The following is a 21,989-nucleotide window of genomic DNA, read 5'->3' as shown; positions in this document are numbered from 1 at the left end:
TTATTACAGAGACACTCGCTAAAAAGAGTGGTGGGTGATGACGGATTCGAACCGCCGACATTCTGCGTGTAAGGCAGACGCTCTACCAACTGAGCTAATCACCCTGAGCGAGGATATAACGAAGCACTGCTTCGTCCGAGCGCAAGAGAATTTACATTGTCGTAAATTCTAAAAACTCAGCACCTACATAAAGTAGGTATTTATCCGCAAGAGAAAATTCTTTAAATAGAATTTTCTAAAGCTTTGATTAACTAAAGTAGTCACTCTCTAGTTAATACTGAAATATCTTGACGATAATTTCAACAACATAGAACTTAATTAAAGCCCCTTGCTGTGGGTGTGTATTATATAGATTTACACCTGCCTGTCAAATATTATTTGCCTTTTTATTCGCTATTTTTTAACGATTTTATAAGCATAATGACAAGCCCATGTTTTTATTGGCTTTATATTTAACGATAAAGCCAATATTCTTTTATTTTATTAAGAAATAACGGATTATTTGGCCAAAGCTTTTTCAATATCAGCGGTCATGGCTTCAGGTTTGGTCGTTGGCGCATAACGATCGATCACCTGACCATCACTACCAACTAAGAACTTGGTGAAATTCCACTTAATACCGTCTGTCAGTAAGCCGCCTTTTTGTTCTTTAAGCCAATCAAAAATAGGATGAGCATCTTTGCCGTTGACGTCGACCTTTGCCATCATTGGAAAGCTTACGCCGTAATTCTTTTGACAAAACGCCCCGATCTCTTCATTACTACCAGGGTCTTGGCTACCGAATTGATTGCAAGGGAAGCCCACAACGACCAAACCTTTATCTTTATATTGTTCATGTAGCGCCTCTAACCCCTCAAACTGCGGGGTAAAGCCGCATTTGCTCGCAGTATTGACAATCAATAACACCTTGTCTTGATAGTCAGAAAAGGCTTGCGGGCTGCCGTCCATACGCTCTGCAGTAAAGTCGTAAACAGTACTCATCATCTATCCTTAAATTGATTGATTTTTTTGATATTTTTGGGTGCGCCTGCCTTTTTAATAATATTAATATACAGCGCCAATAATTAAAAAGGAAGCAACACGTGCTTCCTTTTTATACCTTTAGAGAAAAATAATCTACTGGTTATATCTGAAACTACTTTTCAGATTTGTCTAAATCAATAGAGACTGAGTTGATGCAATAGCGCATACCTGTCGTCTCACTTGGCCCATCTGGGAATACGTGGCCCAAATGTGCACCGCAGTTGCTACAGGTGACTTCTGTTCGAGTCATGCCCAGCGAATTATCCACATGCTCTTCGATAGCACTGTTATCGATGCCTTGGTCAAAACTCGGCCAACCGCAACTGGCATCAAACTTACTAGCAGAATCGAATAAGCTGGCGCCGCAACCTTTACAGCGGTAAACACCGTCATCAGTTGCATCATTATAAACGCCAGTAAATGGACGCTCTGTACCCTTTTCACGCATTACATGATATTCATCAGCACTAAGGCGCTCTTTCCAATCTGCTTCGGTCAGTTGGCTGATTTCTTCTTTGCTAAGTTGATTGTCTTGCATGATTGATCCTTACTTGAGTATGTATAGTCAGTCTTATATAAATCGGCTACGGTTAAAGCTCGCTTAGTCTACTATTTGTCGTAGTTCTACTTGTCTGCTTTGTAGCCAAATCACCTTAAGCTGATTGTATTATATAATCGATTACTAGGGATTTATCATCACCTTATTAGGATAACGATAGCCTTTATCTGCTGCTAGTCAGCATGATATTCAAGGGGTATATGATGACAAGCTTGATAGAGATGAGTAATAATTATCTATCGCATCATAGACCTTGTATAGCGTCACAGACAATGATGCTGTAATCAGCCACTTTAATCACATCGGTAGCAGCTGTCTATTTTTACCAACGTTATACACAATTATTTTATTAAAATTTTACTGGTAAATTTATGCTAACGCCCATGAGTAGTGAGGATGGAGCATTATCAAACAATTAATGCAAGTTATTCTTGCATTCGTGTATTAAAAAATACTTGCATCAGCCTACCTTATGCAATAATATCTTGCATTAGCACTGGATTAAGTGGTTTTGGATTAAGTAGAAGTTCATTCGATAACACTAAATTTAACCAACTTCTTACTTTTACTCTTTATGACAAATCGATTAATAAAGGCTTAGATGATTATGGCTGATGATAAGAGCAAAGGCACACAAGCCGAACGGTTGGTACAGCTACGCCGCGACAAGGGACTCACTGCTGAGCAATTGTCACAAGCTATGACAGCAGCGGGTGCAAAGGTCAGTCGCGGTGCTATCTCGAACTGGGAGCGTGGTACCAACGGTATTGTGTCGTCTAAGCTACCAACATTGGCACGAATACTGGGCTGCAGCGAAGGGTATCTGTTGCGCGGTGAGTTGCCTCATGAGACAGCCACTGATGCAGACTCACCTAATCGTGTTCACACCAAGGACGAGAGGCTTGATGTTCGTGACAATGTCCAAACTGATACAACAACCCCTAATGCCCGTAAAAACTCACAAAACAACCCTATGAGTGGTCACTCTATGAATCCAATAAAAAAATCCGATAAATTGCAAAACGTCTGTTATGACATTCGTGGTCCCCTACTACAAACAGCCAATAAAATGGAAGCCGAAGGCAAGCGCATACTAAAGCTAAACGTCGGTAATCCAGCGCCTTTTGGTCTGGAAGCACCGCATGAGATTTTGCGCGATGTGGCCATGAATTTGCCAGACGCGACAGGGTATTCCGACTCGCAAGGGATTTTTTCTGCTCGTAAAGCTGTCTTGCAGTACTATCAAGCAAAGGGATTACTATCAGCAGTCGATGTTCGTGATGTCTATTTGGGCAATGGGGTTTCTGAGCTGATTGTGATGACTATGCAGGCGTTAATGAACGACGGTGATGAAGTGCTTATCCCGATGCCAGACTACCCGCTTTGGACAGCGGCGGCGAACTTGGCTGGTGGCACAGCGGTACATTATCGCTGTAATGAAGAAGATAACTGGCACCCTGATATTGAAGACATTAAGTCTAAGATTACGAGCAAGACCAAGGGCATTGTGGTTATTAATCCCAATAACCCAACGGGTTCACTTTATAGTGATGACCTGCTGAAACAAATTATCCAAGTCGCTAAAGAGCATGACTTAATCATCATGGCCGACGAGATTTACGACCGCATTCTTTATGATGATATGGTACACACCCCAGTAAGCACCCTGACGGACGAGGTGCTGGTCTTATCATATAATGGCTTATCAAAATCGCACCGTATCGCAGGATTTCGTGCTGGCTGGATGATGGTTTCTGGTAAAAAACACCACGCGGCAGACTTCATCGAAGGGTTAGACATGCTGGCGTCTATGCGCCTATGCTCTAATGTCCAAGGGCAGTATGCGATTCAGACAGCGATGGGCGGCTATCAGAGTATGAAAGATCTGACCTCAAAAAAAGGCCGTCTCTATAAGCAGCGCGAAATGGCGGTGTCACGACTTAATGCGATTAAAGGCATCTCTTGCACTATGCCGCAAGGCGCGTTCTATTGCTTTCCTAAAATGGATCCTGAGATTTATCCTATCAAAGATGATATGGAGTTTATGATGGACTTATTGGTTGAAGAAAATGTCTTAATGGTTCAAGGTACTGGCTTTAACTGGGACACCCCCGATCATTTCCGTCTGGTATTTTTGCCTAATTTGCACGACTTAGAAGATGCCATGGATCGCTTAGATCGCTTCTTTGCCAAAAAACGTAAGCAATTTGGTACGGATTAAAGAGTCAATAACTATTAGAAAGATTAGAAAGGTACAAAAAAACGCTTATCGGCATGATGTCGATAAGCGTTTTTTGGTTGTTACTTTATGAGTAAAATCTAAGCTATGACGTTTCTATTTTAGAAAACGTACATCAAAATGACAAAGCTCAAGGCTGACATTGAAGCAGCGGCTGGTAAGGTGATAATCCATGCCAAACCAATGGGCTTCATTAATGCCCAATTGGTGTCTCTATTCACGACACCGATGCCAAGTACTGCCCCAACTAAGGTATGCGTACTAGAAACTGGTAGCCCCATGGTTGACGCACCCATAACGACAGCAGCAGCAGCCAGTTCAGCTGAAAAACCAGAAGCAGGATGCATTTTTGCCAAATTGGTACCGACGGTTTGAATAACCTCTTTACCGATAAACCAAAGACCAACAATAAGCGCCACACCAAAGGTCAACATTACCGCAGGTGGTACTGCCGCTTCGGTAGCAATACTATTGGTGCGGATAACATCCATAATGGCCGCAAAAGGACCGACGGCGTTGGCAATATCGTTTGAGCCATGACTAAAGGCAAAGGCCGATGCCGTAAAGACTTGCATCCAGCTAAACATAATAAACGTCGCCTTGGTCAAATCCTCTTTATGCTTACCACGGATACTCTTGGTATATATATAGGTCGCAAGCCACACCAGCGCCGCTATCATACCCATGATTAAGAAGCCTTGCAGCGTCGTCATGCCATTATTGACATTCTTTAGACCCTTAAAGATGACCAAAGAGGCCATGACTGCCCCGCCTGCAGCAGCAATGATAGGTACCCATTGTTTCAAAGCTTTTAGGGTATCAAGGTTGCTGCGCTCGTTCTCAATTTCATAAAGCTGTTTGTAATAGTCAGTCTCTAAATCTTCAACGTCACAATCATCATCTTTATAGATTTCTTGATCACGCAACATTGCTGAGGTATAAGCCAGTTGTTCCGACTCTGAGAGCGCCTCTAAAAACTCTTTATGATTTTGTTTTAAGGTTTTCTTATTGCCTTTCAAAGTCGCGATGTACGCCTCTGTTTTATCATTATACTCAATGATATTTTTCTTAATCTGTCCGTATAAAAGGTAGGAGAAAACGCCGCCTAGTAGCGGTGATATTACCCAAGAGATCGCAATCGTTCCAATCGTTCCCCAATTCACGGTTGATAATGCCATTTCGGTACCACCTAACGTGATACCCAATACAATGGAGCTACCAACAACACCGCCGATAATGGCGTGAGTGGTCGAAACGGGTAACCCTTTTTTGGTGGCAAACAACAGCCAAAATGCGGCAGCGATAAGCGCTGACAGCATGACATAGATGAACTGGTTAGGCGTTACTGAAAGACCATCCAGATCGACAATGCCGCTGCGAATGGTATCGGTGACTTCACCACCTGCCAGCACAGCTCCAGACACTTCAAATATCGCTGCGATACCCAGCGCTTGTGGAATGGTCAACGTCCCCGCACCCACCGAGGTACCAAAGGAGTTGGCGACATCGTTACCACCAATATTGAATGCCATAAAGACACCAAAAGCGGTAGCTACGATAAATAGCGTCGTCTGCTGACGCATGGTGTAATCTAGACCCCACCACAAAAAGTAGGCGGTCATCGCAATCAGTAAAATGCCAAAAAATAGATTTATTCTCATAGAGCCAACTGATTTGGCTGGCTCAGTAGAACTGTTGGTAATACCCATACGTTGATACGCCCTGCGTAAGGTGATTGAAATTATCTGCGGTTATTAACATTGCGACGCCAATAATGATACCGTTTCCAGTATGCAAAACTTAAGAGCGTATGCGCAATGTGCTGGTCAAATTACAGCTTCGATCTACTGCCCTAGCGCACGTATTTACCTTAACCCTTATCTATCATTAATTTAGCTATCATTAATACAGGGCGTCAGTACCATGCAATATCAAGGACCATAGATACATCATTCAACATGTCACAAAGCCGCAAGTGATAATGCCAAATCATTTGATTAAAGCATCTTGCGGCTTATAGCTTTCATTGTAATCGACTTCATCAAAATATTTAAAATATTTATATTAAATAAAACGAATGCTTTGTCCACATATCTCATTTAGTAGAAGGCAGAAATCATTACGTGCCTATTATATTAAATCTAGGCACATAATGCATGATGATATTGCAAGATTTGTAACTGCCAGTGTGCGAACCTGCTAACCTCTTTATTTAGTTATATATTATTAGGCATTTGAGAAATAACCAACCTTACTATGGCTGGTTATAACCGTTAACTGTCTGAGAGCGCGAACAGCTGTTTAATAGCGTGATCTAACACATCCAAACGCGCCTGACGCTTCTCATTGGTGGCGATGACGCACCAAGGTGCATACGCTGTGTCGGTATGTGCCAGCATATCAGCCGCAGATTGCACATAATCTGACCACTTATCGCGATTACGCCAATCATCATCGGTTAATTTAAACTGCTTATGCGGCGTCTCTTCACGCGCTTCAAAACGCTTAAGCTGTTCTTTTTTATCAATAGCCAACCAGTATTTGATGACCAACGTCCCTGCGGTGGCCAAGTCCGCCTCGAAGCGATTAATTTCATCATATGCACGCTGCCATTCATCATCTGTGGCAAATCCTTCAATACGCTCAACCAAGACGCGACCATACCAAGTACGATCAAAGATGGCGATACGACTAATACGATCCGTTTGCTCGTTTGGCAGTTTGGTCCAAAATCGCCATAGATAAGGGTGTTGTAACTCATACAGCATTGGCGCGCCGATATTATAAATTTGATACTCGCGTGGGTCGAGGGGTGCCACCAATCTTTTGATCGCCCCGCCTTTACCAGCAGCATCCATCCCTTCAAAGGCGAAAACGATATGCCGACCTTTGCGCGCACGTAGCAACTCAGCAAGACGTGCTTGTTTTTCTGCCAACGCATCACGGTAGTCAGACTTATCGATATCGGCATCATCGATGTCTTCTAAAAATTTAGGGATTTTTACAGGTTTAAATTTCGCTGATTTAATTGCTTGCTGAGCTTGCTTGTCAGTCTCTGAGGTTGTTGCCGTATTTATTTTGCTGCTTACTAGCGCGGTTTGCATCGCTTGTAGTACTTCATGACAGAAGCGATCGGCGGCATCTGACTTATCATCACCATCAATAATGATCCAATCATCTTGCTGGCGGAGCAGTGTCGCGGCTACCTCATTGAACTGCGCAACTATCTCTGTACTATTCCAATCAATTTGATACAAAAACTGCGGGTCGGCTTCAGCGTCATTTAATCGCTCTTGTAACGTTTCGATATTGACATGGAACCAACATTTAAGCAGTCGGGTTTGATTGGCGGCTAAATCTTGTTCGAACGCTTGCAGCTTAATAAGTTGCTGCTGTAGATACGCTTGCCATTGCGCAATCGGTAACGCCTTTTCATTGTCAGATTTGTCATTGTCAGACTTGGTACCTTCTGGTTTTTGATTTTTCGATGGTTTATCATCATGGTCTGATGTTGCCATACGCATAACGTTATAGAGCAAATCGGCATACCAATTACCAAAATAAACCATCACATCGCCATGACGCGGCAGCGCTTTGGTATGTGCTTGCCAAATCGGCTGATACGCTAAGGGACAATCACCGATGGTTGCCTCAACCTTGAGTAGCCGAGGATCTACCCACTGGCGCAATTGCTTCACAGCAGTGCCTTTGCCTGCCTGCTCCATACCATTGACCAACACCAAAAGCCCTGTTGGTTTGTTGAGGGTTGGCGGCGTCTGTTGCCGCGTTGCTCGTAGGGCATATTGAGCGGTGACCAGTGCCAACCGTAGTGCATCTTTATCCATAGAAAACTGATTCAGTGGATTAGGGGTTAAGCGCTCCTCTATCACTTGCTCACTAAATTGGGCACTGACCGCTTGTGCTGCGTTGGGTTCAGTCGTATTGTCATTTTTGCTCATAATGGTCATCGTCCTATGATTGAAAGCACATCTGCTTAATCATAGCATTTGACCAATTCGGTAAATAACGCTGCTATGTAACAGTTTGACATTTGTATTCTGCTTTATTTTCTTTTAAGGTGAACACAATCTTGAGAGCATGCTTTAATAGGATCATAAAATAATAAAAAAAGGCTCAAAATAGGCATCAAAACTCAGCATAACTTTGACCACTTCATTCTCAACCTACACATAATTTTCACCTTTATATAGGATTTTTACTATGTCTGCCTTAACCGATTTACAACAGCACCTCACACATTTTTGGGCGCTACCACATCATCAAGATGCTGAATTAAACACCAAACTCAATGAAGTGCAAGTATGGCAACAAGCGCGACTCCAACGTACGCATAGTGAACTATTCGAACAGCCAAAAAACCAACTGATGGCAGACTATTTTCTGACGCAACTATACGGCGGTGATGAGTTTAAGTTATTGGCCAAGCAGTTAGAGCGGATTTTGCCAAAAGCCAAAAAGCTTGAACGCCTTGCAAAAGAATCAGCTTTAGAAGCTGGCAGTATGGGTATCCAAGCAGCAATTCTAGCGATTGAGCTAGATTTACATTTGGCTCAGTGGCTACTTGCCCAAGACTTACCAATTACCGAAGACAATATGCTAGCCGCCTATCGTACTGTCGATGAAGCGAATAAGCGCCGCATTCAGATTACCAATCTTAAGGATGTTTGCTACCGCACTGACAAGCATTTGAACTCATTTATGCTCAAACAAGCGTTCGCGTTAGCAAAAGGCACCGCCTATCGCTACAACTTTCAACCACTGTATGACTTTATCGATACCGGTTTTAAAGCCATGAAACCCCTTAAAAGCGTAAGCAGCTTTATCGAACCGTTTTGTGAACGTGAGCTTGAAATTATTGACGAAGTTCATGATACGGATAATGGCAATAAGCCCTTGGCGTTTGGTGTATCATAGGGCTAATTAGAGACTCAGTTAACTGGTGAAATTCGTTAACAGAAACAATATATAATCGAAAAAGTATCTCAAAAAATAATCATAAAAGTGAATAACAGGATAATGCTATGACCGATAATACCAATGATAACACTACTCCCTCTGACCAAAAGCCAGCGCTCAACACCACGATTAATGGTCAGCTGCAAGATAAATTGGTAAGAGACAGCATCACTCACAGTCAAAACATCACCGCTCAAGTAAAAGCACGTCAAAGTCCTGTGCCTAATGCAACGACTGATACGAGTATTGATGCTAGCGTCAAAAAAAGTAAAAGTAATGACTTTACGCAAGTGCAAAACTTACCAACCGGAACCCCACAAGGTCAACAAACGACTATGCCAAGCCATACCACCAACGCTAATAATACGTTGAATGACAGCGCAAGCAACACTTCAGCGCAAGCACAAACTGCCAAACAAACACTTTTTAACCAGCGTGATGACATCAATAATCCGCATACGCCTGATACTGATGGTAATGAGCAAACGCATTTTGGTTATAAAACGGTCAATAAAGCAGAAAAGCAAGCGCGCGTTGCTGATGTCTTTACCTCAGTCGCCAAAAAATACGACATTATGAATGACTTAATGTCATTTGGTATTCATCGCTTATGGAAACGTTATGCGATTAGCTTGTCAGGCGTACGTGCGGGTCAGCATGTACTCGATATCGCTGGCGGTACAGGTGATTTGGCCAAAGTATTTAGTCGTGAAGTCGGTCGCAACGGTAAAGTCGTGTTATCTGATATTAATGCGGCCATGTTAGAAGTTGGTCGTGAGCGCTTGATTAATGCTGGCTCCAATAATGTCGATTTTGTACTTGCCAATGCTGAAACATTAGCGCCATTTGATGACAATAGCTTTGATTTGCTTACCATCAGCTTTGGTCTGCGGAATGTCACGGACAAAGACGCTGCGTTAAAATCTATGTATCGCGTACTGAAACCGGGCGGTCGTTTATTGATTTTAGAATTCTCAAAACCTGTGTTTGAGCCATTATCAAAAGCCTATGATTTATACTCATTTACCGCATTACCAATGATGGGCAAGCTGATTGCCAATGATGCAGAAAGCTATCAATACTTGGCTGAATCGATTCGTATGCACCCTGATCAGCAGACGCTAAAGCAAATGATGCAGCAAGCGGGCTTTGAGAATTGTGATTATCACAACTTGACCGCTGGTATCGTTGCTGTGCATCGCGGTTTTAAAGCGTAGTTTTAGAAAAGAATAGTTTTAGAGCGTAGTTTTAAAAGCTGCTTATACAAACAAGCTTCTTCATAATGTAAAAACGTCTGTCATTAGGTAGGCGTTTAATCATAGTCATAACAGCCAATATTGAAATATGCGCCAGGCTTATGGCGCTCAACCAAACATGTGAGAGCCTTATGCTGACTGTTTTACTTTTGGCAGGTGCCGAAAAGCTGATTAACCTAGCCATTGCGAGTGATGAGATTACCAAATCAGGATTGGCACCATTGGCTGGCAAAGTGTTGCGACTGAATATGGCAATGCCTGAGATTCGTTTGGATATTCTATTCACCCATGAGCGTTTGCGTTTTGAGCCGGTGACGACAGACAGCGTGTTTGAGACGAGCGGCCGTATGAACGAGCGCCAACAAGCCAGTATGGAGCGCGCTCGGATCGGTCATAGTCGTCCAGACTGCACCATTACCGTAGACAATCCAGCGCAATTGCTGAATCTGATGCGCGGCACTGAGGGCAACCTGCCTATCGCGGGTGATTACAAAGTGCTCATGCAGCTTAAACAACTGGTCGCAGGCTTTGACCCAGATGTCGCAGGACAGCTTGAGCCATTTATCGGTAAGCCAATGGCCAGTCAGTTGCATCTACTCATATCCCAACTCAAAGGCAGCTGGCGTCATAGTGCCAAACGCGCTTTTGATGACGTCAGTGATTGGGCCAATGATGTGGCGGGTAATAGTGTGCCTGACCCTGTTGAGCTGGCAGAAGTCAATGACCTTAAACAGCAGCTGTTAAAACTGCGCGCTGACGTTGAGCGTGAAGAAGCCAAGCTTGCTGCTATCAAAGAAGAGCAGACGCGTTTTATCAATAATTCGTTTCATCAGTAGCTTGCTTAATGGCTAATTGGTTCATGAATCACTGGTTTCCTTAATAACTTATGTTTTGAATGACAAATAAACGATTGATAACTTATTACGCTTAGGGTTTGTTTGACTATCGCTTTCGTAGGAGAAATCAAACAAACCATAGGCACAGCGCCCACCCTATTTCTGAATTTTTAGAGTACCTATATCCCATGCTACTATCCCACCATGCCCGACTACGTGAACTTTGGCGCATTGCCGCAATGTATCGTATTGATACACACCTTCCTCTCGAAGAGGTACCGCAGCTGCAACCTTTGGCACGTTTGATTCGTACGCATCGGGCAGCTTGGGGTAAAAAACATCAGCCCAATGCCATTAAGTATGCGCTTGAAGATATGGGTACGTTATTTTTGAAACTGGGTCAATTGCTCTCGACGCGCCGCGATTTGGTGCTGCCTGAGATTATCGAGCAATTGGTGCAGCTACAAGACAAAGTCAAGCCTTTCGACTCGGACGTTGCTATTGCCCAAATTCAAGACCAAAAAAATGGTTTGGGTCAATCTATCGCCACGCTATTTGCCCGCTTTGATGTTAAGCCGTTAGCAGCAGCTTCTATCGCTCAAGTACATACGGCGGCTCTACATGATGGTCGTGAAGTAGTGGTAAAGGTGGTTCGTCCTGATATTCGTACTACCATTATCTCTGACTTTGAGCTACTGCGTGAGCTTGCCAGTTGGGCATCGGCGCGTATCGAAGCGGCGCGTGCCATTCATATCGTTGATATTGTCGAAGACTATCGCCAAGTGATGCTGAATGAATTGGATTTAACGTTAGAGGCGGACAATACCACGCAGATGCGTAATAACTTCTTGGGTTCAGCACTGATGTATGTGCCTGAAGTTTATGATGCGGCCAAAAACGTCATGGTGATGGAGCGTATCCAAGGCGTTCCTATCTCGCAAGTTGAGGTATTTGATCAACTTGGTTATGACCGAGCAGCATTGGCAAAGAAAGGCTTAACGATATTTTTTACCCAAGTATTTCGCGATAACTTTTTCCATGCCGATATGCATCCGGGTAATGTCTTTGTAGAAACGCCGCCAGTCAAAACACTCACTGCAGATATGGCAGCGGTGGATTTGGGTCATGAGCCACGCTATATTGGTCTTGATTGCGCCATAATGGGTACGCTATCAAAAGACGATCAGCTTATCGTCGCGCGTATGCTGTTGGCGGTAATGAATAACAACTTTACGGCGATGGTTGATATCGTCAGCCGTGCTGGTTGGATACCGCCCAATACCGATAAGCATGCTTTAATGCGCGATATGAAACGTACTGTCGGCCCGATGCTGCAAAAATCTATTAATGATATCGACTTTGCTGGTGTGTTAATGCAGATTTTAGATATCGCCCGTCGCCACCATATGAGTATTCCGCCGCAATTAATGCTGCTACTCAAAACTTTGGTGCATGTCGAAGGACTTGGTCGTGATTTATATCCTGACCTTGATATCTGGTCGCTCGCCAAGCCCATTTTAAGTAGCTGGATTAAAGAGCAGCTCGATCCGATGCGTAACTTGCAACACTTACGCCAGCAGTTGCCAGAGATTTTATTATCAACGACTGATATTCCTAAGCTACTAGATCAAGGTCTACAAAGCCTTGCCTCACAAGGGTCGCGCCAAGACAGTCAGCTGCGAGAAATACAGCAGATACGCGCTGACATGCTTAATGATCGTCGCCGTGATTGGCTAGCGCTGTCAGGTTTTGCCGTGTTTATTGCCATCGCTACACAAGTCGGTTGGTTTGCGCCTATCTTTTATTTATTGGCTATGATTGTCGTTATTTGGCGGGTTCTAGCTTAAGCATATTTTTGAGCTTTATATCCTTCATAAAAAATGCGCCTACTTTTAATGATTTAAATTAAAAGTAGGCGCATTTTGTTTTCATTATTAAAGCATTTGATCAATCGCCATCTGCGTTAATACCCGACCACGCGCCGTACGTAATACATAACCTTGCTGAATGAGGTATGGCTCAATCACATCCTCGAGCGTACCGCGATCCTCAGCCATAGCCGCTGCGACTGCTTCAACGCCAGCTGGACCACCATCAAAACGCTCGTGTAATATCTCAATATAACGTCTGTCCAGATGGTCAAGACCACGTCTATCAACGGCCAGCATATCGAGTGCACTACCCGCAATCGCACCATTGATACTACCGTCGCCTCTCACTTCAGCATAATCACGCACACGGCGCAGTAAACGATTGGCAATCCTTGGCGTCCCACGTGCACGGCGCGCGATCTCTACCGCCCCGTCTTCACTCATCGGTACACGCATCAAGCGGGCGGCACGACTCACAATCGTCGTCAAGTCAGCTATATTGTAAAACTCTAAGCGCTGCACAATCCCAAAACGATCACGCAATGGCGACGTCAGCAGACCTGCTCGGGTGGTTGCCGCAACTAGAGTAAAGGGCGGCAAATCAAGCTTGATAGAACGCGCCGCCGGCCCTTCGCCAATCATAATATCTAGCTGAAAATCTTCCATCGCTGGATACAGTATCTCTTCAATGACCGAACTCAAACGATGGATTTCATCGATAAATAGGACATCACCTTCTTCTAAATTGGTCAGCATCGCTGCCAAATCACCTGGGCGCTCAAGCACTGGCCCTGAGGTAGAACGCAGATTACCACCCATCTCACGAGCAATAATATTGGCAAGCGTGGTTTTACCCAAACCTGGTGGACCAAAAATCAGTGTATGATCCAATGGCTCACCACGACCACGTGCCGCGCCAATAAAAACTTCCATCTGCTCACGCACCACCGGCTGACCAATGTATTCAGCCAATAATGCCGGTCGAATATTGGAGTCAGGCGCATCACCTGCCCCCTCGAATGGATTAATCAAACGATCTTGCATCATATGTTTTATCATTATATTAAAAAATTAGGTATAAATAGCATAACCAAACGCTACGCATAAGTCATGCAAAACATCATAAAGCAGAGAGTCAATAAAACACAGTCTAAAACAAAAATAAGCGACAATGAATGTCGCTTATCTGTTTGATATTAAGAGATGTTGTTGCTACTCGTAAGTCGAATGATTAAAAGCCAGAGAGCTGTTGCAACGTGGCTTTTAGCAAACCTTGGGTATCGGCAAAGGTATCGCCATTACTTTTAGCAGCTTTAATCGCTTGCTGAGCTTCTCTTTCTTTATAGCCAAGACTGATCAAAGCGCCTTCAACCTCAGCGATGATGTTGCCCTCGTGAGACACCTCAGCAGGTTGCATAGCAAACTCTAAATGACCGCTATCGACTTCAATATTTTTCAGCTTATCTTTTAGCTCAATCAATAGGCGCTGTGCTGTCTTTTTACCAATACCCGGGATACGGGTTAATGCCGTCTCTGACTCTTGCTCGACGTGCATTTTTAGCTCAGCAGCTGACATTGCCGATAGCATGGCTAATGCCATTTTTGCGCCAACGCCATTTATTTTAATCAATTGACGAAAGACATCGCGCTCTTTACGATCGATAAAACCATAAAGCAGCTGCGCATCTTCACGCACATGAAAATGCGTCCAAATGCTCGCCTGCTCGTTGAGACGCAACTGGCAAAATGACGGTAGCGGTAGCTCAATATCATAGCCGACACCAGAGGTGGTCATGACACAGGCAGTCGGTGCCATCAAATACTGCACTTGTCCGCTAATCAATCCAATCATAACCCACTATCTCTTATAAGAATTATCATAAAATTCAGCCAGCTGCAGAACGAAATATCTCAATAATCATTTATTCGATAAGTACTTTTAACGTCAAATCTACTAATAAAAATCGACCATACCTTCAAGACTAATAGGGCGAATCTTATGTGCTTGACCAGCAGAACCAAAAGCTTCAAAACGATTGGTACAGATATCTGACATCGCAACCATAGACGCTTTAAAGTATTTACGGGGATCAAACTCGCTTGGGTTTTCTACTAAGAATTTACGGATTGCACCTGTTGATGCCAAACGTAAATCGGTATCGATATTGACTTTACGGACACCATGCTTAATCGCTTCAACGATTTGCTCAACCGGTACACCATAAGTCTCACCGATATCACCGCCATTTTCATTGATGACTTTAAGCCACTCTTGCGGCACTGACGACGAACCATGCATGACCAAATGGGTGTTAGGGATACGGGCATGAATCTCTTTTACGCGCTCAATGGATAAGATATCGCCCGTCGGTGGACGCGTGAATTTATAAGCACCGTGACTGGTACCAATGGCAATGGCTAGCGCATCAACGTTGGTGTCTTTAACGAACTGCTCAGCTTCATCAGCACTGGTCAATAGCTGCTCGTGATCTAATATACCTTCTGCTCCAGAGCCGTCTTCTTCGCCTGCCATACCGGTCTCAAGACTGCCCAAGCAACCAATTTCGCCTTCTACCGACACGCCACATGCGTGTGCCATCTTGACGACTTCGCGAGTCACGCTGGCATTATAATCATAGTCCATTGGCGTTTTGCCATCTTCACCGAGCGAGCCGTCCATCATCACTGATGAGAAGCCAAGCTGAATTGAGCGCTGGCAAATAGCAGGTGACATACCATGATCCTGATGCATCACTACTGGGATATGTGGCCACTCTTCGATAGCTGCGATAATCAAATGACGTAAAAACGCCGACCCTGCATAACTACGTGCTCCAGCACTGGCTTGGACGATGACAGGTGAGTCACAGGCGTCGGCCGCCATCATAATTGCACGCATCTGCTCTAAGTTGTTGACGTTAAAAGCAGGAACACCATAGCTATGCTCAGCAGCATGATCCAAAAGTTGACGTAAAGATATTAAGGCCATAAAACGCTCTCTGATTAGATTTTAAAATAAATACTTGTAATTATGTGGTGATTACAAGTGTTCTATCCTCGCTGCAAGGTCGTTAAATCGACAAGCAGCACTATAGAACGGGTGGGAAAAAATGCAGGATTTTGATTAGCAATTAGCACGCGCCGATTATAGCAAATTTTGATCGTGCTTCGTAGCGGTTGCACGACTATTTATTGAGATGACAGGTTTGGGTTCACGAATTATTCACGGTATTGGATGTTTAAATTTATTAATCGATACAACGCAAAAAGCCTTGGCGATTACCAAAGCTTTCTAAATATTTTGAGGGCTTATATAGCAACTGGTATTTATAACCAATGCTTAAAATCAAAACTACTAATTAGTACTGTTGTTCTGCTTCTACGGCATTTTCACTGGCTTTATCTTCAACAGCAGCTGCACCATCAGCAACCGCGCCAGCAGTAGCGGATACGGCTTCATTTGCGCCTACCACAACCGCTTCACCAGTATTTGCTAGTGCATCAGTAGCAGCGGCACCAGCATTATCAGCGCCTTCGGCGACTTCAGCACCAGCATTTTGTGCAGCAGCTTCAGCTTCAGCAGCAGCGGCTTCTGTTTCAGCAGCGGCAGCGTCAGTGTTAGCAGCAGCGTCATCACCCGCTGATTCAGCAGCAGCTTCAGTTTTGTCTTGCGTTTCTTGGCTACATGCAGTGATTGCAAAAGTACCAGCAAGTACGCTAGCAAGTAATAAATGGCGTTTTAACATAATAAACCTCTCGTAAATAAAGCATGTCAAATACATGATTTGCGCTATTTTATAGAGTGCAAATTAGACATGCAATAATAATTTTCAGTATAGAAACAAATAATTACTACTTAATAATAATCCGTGCCTGTTCGTACTTAGTGCTTTCATACTAGCAAGTTAAACAAGAATGATAAGACAAATACCACAGTCACCCTATTATTTTTATAGCCTAACTTTTTATAGAGTAACTTAGATGCTCATCATAGGTTGTACATCTAATGTTACTCAATTGCTGAAGTATCGTTAAGCAGTTATGCTCTAATTTGTAATGCAGCAACGGCAGGTAATACCTTGCCTTCTACGAACTCTAAGAAGGCACCACCACCCGTTGACATATAGCTCACGCCATCGGCTACTTGATATTTATCGATAGCAGCTAAAGTATCACCGCCGCCAGCGATTGAAAAACCTTGACTATTTTTGACTGCATCTGCCACTATTTGCGTCCCATGACCGAAAGCATCCACCTCAAAAACCCCCACTGGACCATTCCACAAAATGGTCTTTGCATTAGTAATAGCCTCAGCCAATTGCTTGGCGCTTTCTGGAGCGATATCTAATATCATATCATCGTCGCCAATCGCATCAACTGACTTGATGGTAGCAGTGGCTTGTTGTAATGAGCCAGTAAAGTCAGCAAAATCGATCTCATTTTTATCAGCGACAACAACATACTCAGGCAATAAAATCTCAGTTTTAGTCATAATGTCACGAGCGGTATCGAGCAAATCTGCTTCATATAAAGACGCACCAACACTATGACCTTGTGCTGCTAAGAAAGTATTGGCAATACCGCCACCAACGATAATTTGGGCGCACACTTCTGCCAAGCTGTGCAAAACTTGCAATTTTGTAGATACTTTTGAGCCACCAACAATGGCTAGCATCGGTTGCGCTGGCGTTTCAAGCGCTAAGCTCAAGGCATCAAGCTCAGCGGCCAATAATGGTCCTGCACAGACTGTCTTGTCGGCTTGATGCATCGCTTGGGTCACGCCCTCCGTTGACGCTTGTGCACGGTGAGCAGTACCAAAAGCATCCATCACAAACACATCGCACAAATCTGCATAAGTGTGCGCCAAATCGGCATCGTTTTTCTTCTCGCCTTTATTAAAGCGCACGTTTTCTAGTAGTACCACTTCACCTGCTTTGATTGAAACACCCTGAGTCAGATAGTCGGTGTTTAAACTAACGGGCGCGGCCAATTTGTCGCTTAAATAGTCAGCAACAGGTGCTAGAGAGTAGATCGATTCAAAACTTCCTTCGGTTGGCCGACCGAGATGTGAGCAGACAATCACCGCCGCGCCTTTTTCTAACGCCATTTTAATCGTAGGTAAACTTGCTTGCAAGCGAGCTGCACTCGTAACCTTGCCGTCTTTAATAGGCACATTGAGATCCTCTCGAATCAATACAACCTTCTCTTTTAAATCAAGCTCACTCATACGCAAAAAATTCATTACCTGCTCCTATGCATCAGTCTGTCTGTTAATCAATCGTTTTATGGCTTTATTCAATGGTTTTTCATTCAATGATTTTTCGAAAAGGGGTATGACCAGCCATTTCTTATAATCGTATCTCTTCTATCGGCTGGCTTTGCTCATGTTAGTTTATAAAATAGGTCTGACAATCTTCAAAAGCGGTGTATTCTACCAGTTTTCTAACGATTGCTCACAAGGAACTGCTATAAATTTTGGCGACTGTAGCGACATAAAAACTGTGACGACATCAAGATTGGGATAGTGCTTACCTTAACGGGGCACTGCGGCAGCCATATCGCGCGCTTGCTACCTGAAGTTCGTTTTAAGTACTTTAAAAGTCAGTAACATTTCGTGGTGGTACTCAATAGTCAGGCTGTTTATGATAGAAAGACGCTTTATAATAAAGTGCCTATTTATAACAATTTTATAATAATTGCGCTCGACAATAACAATAACCTCAGGAGAATAAAATGACTATTGATGTCAATAATGCCAAGCAAAACTTGTTAAAGCTTAAAGAAGAATATGAAACAAGGATTGATAAAATAGAAGATCATATCCAAAACCCACAAGATGACCTTAACGAGCATTGGGAAGATCAAGCCATCTCCTATCGTCAGAACGATATGCGCCAAAGTCTGAGAGATGAAGCGCGCCAAAATTTAGTCTATGTCGAAAATGCCTTGAGCCGTATTGAAAATGGCACTTATGGTGAGTGTGAGGTATGTGGCAAACTGATTGAAGAGCAACGCTTGGAAGCACTGCCCTACGCTACTTTATGTATGGATCATGCCAAATAACGTCTTTTTTTAGCGATATTCCTAGGGCGTGTCCTCAATTCAACCGATAGCAATCTAAATGGGCTAAAAATGGTTAAATCTTGCCAAACATCGTCAAATAGCTAGGTAATATATCGATATTATCTGCACTGTTTTCCTTGTTTGACTGCAATTTACCTCATTTTTATCACCATTTTTAAAATGAGGACACGCCCTAGCTTAAAAGCTAATGAATAATAAAACTATTTAAGAAACCTTTAAGCACTCACTCGGTAATTATACCCACCACCTGTTACTAAGCAGGCGTACTCCAGACGTTGAGCGCCTGCTGCCACTGTTGACAACGCTCAGCTATTTTATGCTCTGGCAAATCCATAATATCCCCTACTACTGCCACATAAGCAATCGGCAAACCTGCCAGCTCAACGATATTTTCTGCAGTCAAGCCGCCTATGACGCATAGCGCAATACCCTGCTGACATCCATCGACCAGCTGCTGACGCGAAATAACGTCTGCCTTAGGTTTGGTCGTAGAGGCAAATACTGCACCCATTGCAGCATAACTGGCGCCAGCAGCGTGCGCTCCTTTTACCAGCTCTACATTGCCATGACAGGTGCGACCAATAATTTGATCTGCTAATAGATCTTGCTTGGCATCTTTAATTTCACCATCTTCTTGCCCTAAGTGAACCCCAACGCCAAGCTTGGCAGCCAGCTTGATATCATCATTGATGACGACTGGCACATTGTATGCTTTAGCCAACTCAGCTATCTGTCTAGCCTCTTCGTATAAATGTGCGTCACCATCAGGCAATGACAGGACTTGCTTACGACGAATTTGTAACAGCCCGATAAACCCTGTCGCTAGTGCTGCTTCTAATTTGCGATATAGCAGCGCAAACTCATCATCATTGGTCAATAAGTATAGCTTTGGTGCTGGTGTGATAATCGATGCTTGAGTCATATAATTTTCCTAGGACACGTCCTAAATTCAACACAATAAAAAGGCCGTTACATTACATAACAGCCTCTTTATACCCACTAAACCAATCCGCTTACACTGTACGGCGAGTCGCCAAACTGTTTAGGATATTTTTGGCATCACCCCAACGCGTCGCTGAGCTGTTTGCGCCCAAAATGACAATAATAGCAGGACGGTTATTCACACGGGTTTCCATTACCACACAACGACCTGCCTCATTAATAAAGCCGGTTTTTGAGATACCAATTGGATAATCGCCTGAACGGACTAGAGAGCTGGTATTGTTGGCTTTATAAGTACGGTTACCATTTGAGTAATTGGCCACGTAAAAGTCATAACTCTTAGTCGTAGAGAAGCGACGGATTACATCATAGTTACCAGCAGCACGTACCATTTTTACCAAGTCATTTGACGAAGCCACATTACGTTTATCGAGACCCGTTGGATCACCAAAATAAGCCGTCGTCATGCCAAGCTCTTGCGCTTTACGGTTCATCGCTCGTATAAAGGCATCATAGCCGCCTGGATAGTTACGCGAGAGACTTTTGGCAGCAGGGTTTTCTGATTTCATCAATGCCATTAATAGCATTTCAGCACGATTCAAACGATCGCCAGATTTAAGGTTTGAGCTGGCGCGTTTTGGACCGACGAAATCTTCAGGATCTAGGGTAATCTCTTCACGCATATCAAGACCAGCATCTAACACCACCATCGCCGTCATTAGCTTGGTGATACTCGCCATAGGGCGGGCGACGTCGGCATTTTTTTCGTAAATAGATTCACCAGTTTCGGCATCGATCACCGCCACACTGCGCGAGTCAGTGCTAATCGGAATCATACTGCTGCTGCCAAAGCTACCGCGATAAGTGGTGTTATAGCTATTGGCGTTATTATAGCTGTTGTTGCTGCTACCGAAACTACTGGTCTTACTGTTCGTAATATTGGTCGTGCCATAGCCATTATCGACTTTTTTAATGGTCGAATCATTAGACTTATACATGATATTACGTGCTTCAGACAAGCTATCAGCACCGCCCCAACTCATACGAGCACTAGAGCCAGTATCAGCGCTACCATTAATCGTAAGTGCAGCTTGCGCAATACTGCCCAGACTCAATGAAATCATAGCAACAACTAGCTGCTGTTTGGTTAATGGTAAGAGCTTCATTCTTCCCCCTGCTGTCGCGCTGCTACTCAATAGATAATCAGTTACAGACTCATTAATAGCAACAACGTACGTAGCGTTTGTGGTTATGTTTGTAGGTACTCACATAGAGTTTTTGTATTTTTAGTGTATCATGGTTTGCATTTAAGTTTAATCTACTAAATCAATTAGATGAGTATTTTTTAACCTACTTGAAATTTTGCTACATTTAAATTAGATTCTAGCAATATTAATTAACACTATAGCAATATATGATGATAGTAGAGGATAGAAATAATTGCTCTGCCAATCCTATTATAAAATAATAAAAATCTCGATTGTTCTTACAGATATACAGATTGCTTCAGATGGTTTAACGTTCACCATGCAACCTTCATTTTGATAGACAGCAAAGAGTACAACTATGATACGAGTATTAGTAGTAGATGATCATGATTTAGTGCGGATGGGTATTAGCCGTATGCTAGCAGACAGTGCTGATATCGAGGTCGTTGGTGAAGCTGACAGCGGTGATATGGCGATTAAACTGGCCAAACAGCTGCACCCCGATGTAATTTTGCTCGACGTTAATATGCCCAATATCGGCGGGCTTGAAGCAACTAAGCGCTTAATTCAGCTGGATTTGGGCATCAAGATTTTGGCCGTTAGTAGTATGTCGGCGCAACCATATCCATCTATGTTGATTAAAGCGGGCGTCAATGGTTACATCACTAAAGGCACACCGCTTGATGAGATGATACGCGCGGTCAAAAAAATCTATCAAGGCGGGCGTTATTTTAGCCAAGATGTCGCCGAACAGTTGGCTGACGTTCTATTATCAGATAATGCCAACTCACCTTTTGACTTGTTGAGTGACCGCGAAAAACAAGTGGCGATGATGGTGGTTAATTGCCAAAGTCCTCAGCAAATTGCCGACCAGTTGTTTGTGAGTGTCAAAACCATCAATACCTATCGCTATCGCATTTATGAAAAAGTCGGCGTTGATAGTGATGTGAAGTTGACCCATCTCGCTATTCGTCATGGTCTCATTCAACCGTAG

Annotated in this window: 18 protein-coding genes, 1 tRNA gene and 1 pseudogene; 8 read left to right on the top strand and 12 right to left on the bottom strand. The window is 43.5% G+C overall.

Annotated features, from left to right (window positions below; translation table 11 throughout):
• Nucleotides 1-28 precede the first annotated feature (28 nt).
• The 3 genes from CXF65_RS06580 to msrB all read right to left on the bottom strand — a co-directional run bounded on the left by CXF65_RS06580 (nt 29) and on the right by msrB (nt 1,561).
• A tRNA-Val gene (locus CXF65_RS06580) sits at nt 29-104 on the bottom strand.
• 394 nt (nt 105-498) lie between these two features.
• Entirely contained in the window at nt 499-981 is a 483-nt protein-coding gene (locus tag CXF65_RS06575) for a glutathione peroxidase (protein ID WP_025652847.1), read from the bottom strand.
• Between the two features lie 154 nt (nt 982-1,135).
• Nucleotides 1,136-1,561 carry a peptide-methionine (R)-S-oxide reductase MsrB gene (msrB, locus tag CXF65_RS06570; RefSeq protein WP_025652846.1) on the bottom strand — a complete coding sequence of 142 codons (426 nt, stop codon included), beginning with the start codon at nt 1,559-1,561 and terminating at the stop codon, nt 1,136-1,138.
• A gap of 622 nt (nt 1,562-2,183) precedes the next feature.
• On the opposite strand from msrB, the pseudogene CXF65_RS15275 reads away from it, so the two are divergent.
• Both CXF65_RS15275 and CXF65_RS06565 read left to right on the top strand, forming a co-directional pair.
• Nucleotides 2,184-2,427, top strand: a pseudogene (locus CXF65_RS15275) (helix-turn-helix domain-containing protein); the annotation flags it as partial.
• Entirely contained in the window at nt 2,406-3,803 is a 1,398-nt protein-coding gene (locus tag CXF65_RS06565) for an aminotransferase class I/II-fold pyridoxal phosphate-dependent enzyme (RefSeq protein WP_413771504.1), read from the top strand. The pseudogene CXF65_RS15275 and the gene CXF65_RS06565, both read left to right, overlap by 22 nt.
• 119 nt (nt 3,804-3,922) lie before the next feature.
• Here CXF65_RS06565 and CXF65_RS06560 read toward each other — a convergent pair whose 3' ends face one another.
• Nucleotides 3,923-5,530, bottom strand: a complete 1,608-nt coding sequence (locus CXF65_RS06560; RefSeq protein WP_101211464.1) for an inorganic phosphate transporter — start codon at nt 5,528-5,530, stop codon at nt 3,923-3,925.
• A 564-nt stretch (nt 5,531-6,094) separates the two neighbouring features.
• Complete coding sequence (locus CXF65_RS06555; protein WP_101211463.1) at nt 6,095-7,780, bottom strand: ATPase; 1,686 nt, start codon at nt 7,778-7,780, stop codon at nt 6,095-6,097.
• 262 nt (nt 7,781-8,042) lie between these two features.
• Between CXF65_RS06555 and CXF65_RS06550 the strand changes: the two genes are divergently transcribed.
• From CXF65_RS06550 to CXF65_RS06535, 4 genes are all read left to right on the top strand, one after another.
• Entirely contained in the window at nt 8,043-8,756 is a 714-nt protein-coding gene (locus CXF65_RS06550; RefSeq protein WP_025652842.1) for an FFLEELY motif protein, read from the top strand.
• A gap of 107 nt (nt 8,757-8,863) precedes the next feature.
• Nucleotides 8,864-10,015 (top strand): bifunctional demethylmenaquinone methyltransferase/2-methoxy-6-polyprenyl-1,4-benzoquinol methylase UbiE, encoded by a 1,152-nt coding sequence (gene ubiE, locus CXF65_RS06545; protein WP_101211462.1) that lies wholly within the window; start codon nt 8,864-8,866, stop codon nt 10,013-10,015.
• Between the two features lie 170 nt (nt 10,016-10,185).
• Nucleotides 10,186-10,890 (top strand): SCP2 domain-containing protein, encoded by a 705-nt coding sequence (locus CXF65_RS06540; protein ID WP_101211474.1) that lies wholly within the window; start codon nt 10,186-10,188, stop codon nt 10,888-10,890.
• A gap of 188 nt (nt 10,891-11,078) precedes the next feature.
• Nucleotides 11,079-12,737: an ABC1 kinase family protein gene (locus CXF65_RS06535; protein WP_101211461.1), complete on the top strand. Its 1,659-nt coding sequence runs from the start codon at nt 11,079-11,081 to the stop codon at nt 12,735-12,737.
• A gap of 87 nt (nt 12,738-12,824) precedes the next feature.
• On the opposite strand, the gene ruvB is transcribed toward CXF65_RS06535, so the two are convergent.
• The 5 genes from ruvB to CXF65_RS06510 form a co-directional block, all read right to left on the bottom strand.
• The gene (gene ruvB, locus CXF65_RS06530; protein ID WP_025652836.1) at nt 12,825-13,805 is read right to left on the bottom strand and encodes a Holliday junction branch migration DNA helicase RuvB; all 981 of its coding nucleotides are present in this window, start codon (nt 13,803-13,805) and stop codon (nt 12,825-12,827) included.
• Between the two features lie 187 nt (nt 13,806-13,992).
• Nucleotides 13,993-14,613, bottom strand: a complete 621-nt coding sequence (gene ruvA / locus CXF65_RS06525) for a Holliday junction branch migration protein RuvA (RefSeq protein WP_025652835.1) — start codon at nt 14,611-14,613, stop codon at nt 13,993-13,995.
• Nucleotides 14,614-14,715: 102 nt separating this feature from the next.
• Entirely contained in the window at nt 14,716-15,750 is a 1,035-nt protein-coding gene (fba, locus tag CXF65_RS06520) for a class II fructose-bisphosphate aldolase (protein ID WP_101211460.1), read from the bottom strand.
• A gap of 370 nt (nt 15,751-16,120) precedes the next feature.
• Nucleotides 16,121-16,507 (bottom strand): hypothetical protein, encoded by a 387-nt coding sequence (locus CXF65_RS06515; RefSeq protein WP_025652833.1) that lies wholly within the window; start codon nt 16,505-16,507, stop codon nt 16,121-16,123.
• Nucleotides 16,508-16,800: 293 nt separating this feature from the next.
• Entirely contained in the window at nt 16,801-18,003 is a 1,203-nt protein-coding gene (locus CXF65_RS06510; RefSeq protein WP_101211459.1) for a phosphoglycerate kinase, read from the bottom strand.
• Nucleotides 18,004-18,494: 491 nt separating this feature from the next.
• Between CXF65_RS06510 and CXF65_RS06505 the strand changes: the two genes are divergently transcribed.
• Nucleotides 18,495-18,824, top strand: a complete 330-nt coding sequence (locus CXF65_RS06505) for a TraR/DksA family transcriptional regulator (RefSeq protein ID WP_101211458.1) — start codon at nt 18,495-18,497, stop codon at nt 18,822-18,824.
• Between the two features lie 274 nt (nt 18,825-19,098).
• Here CXF65_RS06505 and CXF65_RS06500 read toward each other — a convergent pair whose 3' ends face one another.
• Both CXF65_RS06500 and CXF65_RS06495 read right to left on the bottom strand, forming a co-directional pair.
• Nucleotides 19,099-19,767, bottom strand: a complete 669-nt coding sequence (locus tag CXF65_RS06500; RefSeq protein ID WP_101211457.1) for a thiamine phosphate synthase — start codon at nt 19,765-19,767, stop codon at nt 19,099-19,101.
• A gap of 91 nt (nt 19,768-19,858) precedes the next feature.
• Complete coding sequence (locus tag CXF65_RS06495; protein ID WP_025652829.1) at nt 19,859-20,953, bottom strand: serine hydrolase; 1,095 nt, start codon at nt 20,951-20,953, stop codon at nt 19,859-19,861.
• A 400-nt stretch (nt 20,954-21,353) separates the two neighbouring features.
• Here CXF65_RS06495 and CXF65_RS06490 point away from each other — a divergent pair, with 400 nt between their 5' ends.
• On the top strand, nt 21,354-21,989 hold the full coding sequence (locus CXF65_RS06490; RefSeq protein WP_025652828.1) for a response regulator: 636 nt from the start codon (nt 21,354-21,356) through the stop codon (nt 21,987-21,989).

It is taken from the genome of Psychrobacter sp. Sarcosine-3u-12 (genome assembly GCF_002836005.1).
Taxonomy (GTDB): Bacteria; Pseudomonadota; Gammaproteobacteria; order Pseudomonadales; family Moraxellaceae; genus Psychrobacter; species Psychrobacter okhotskensis.
Note: the sequence above shows the minus strand (reverse complement) of the source record. Positions and strands in the feature narration are given on the sequence as shown.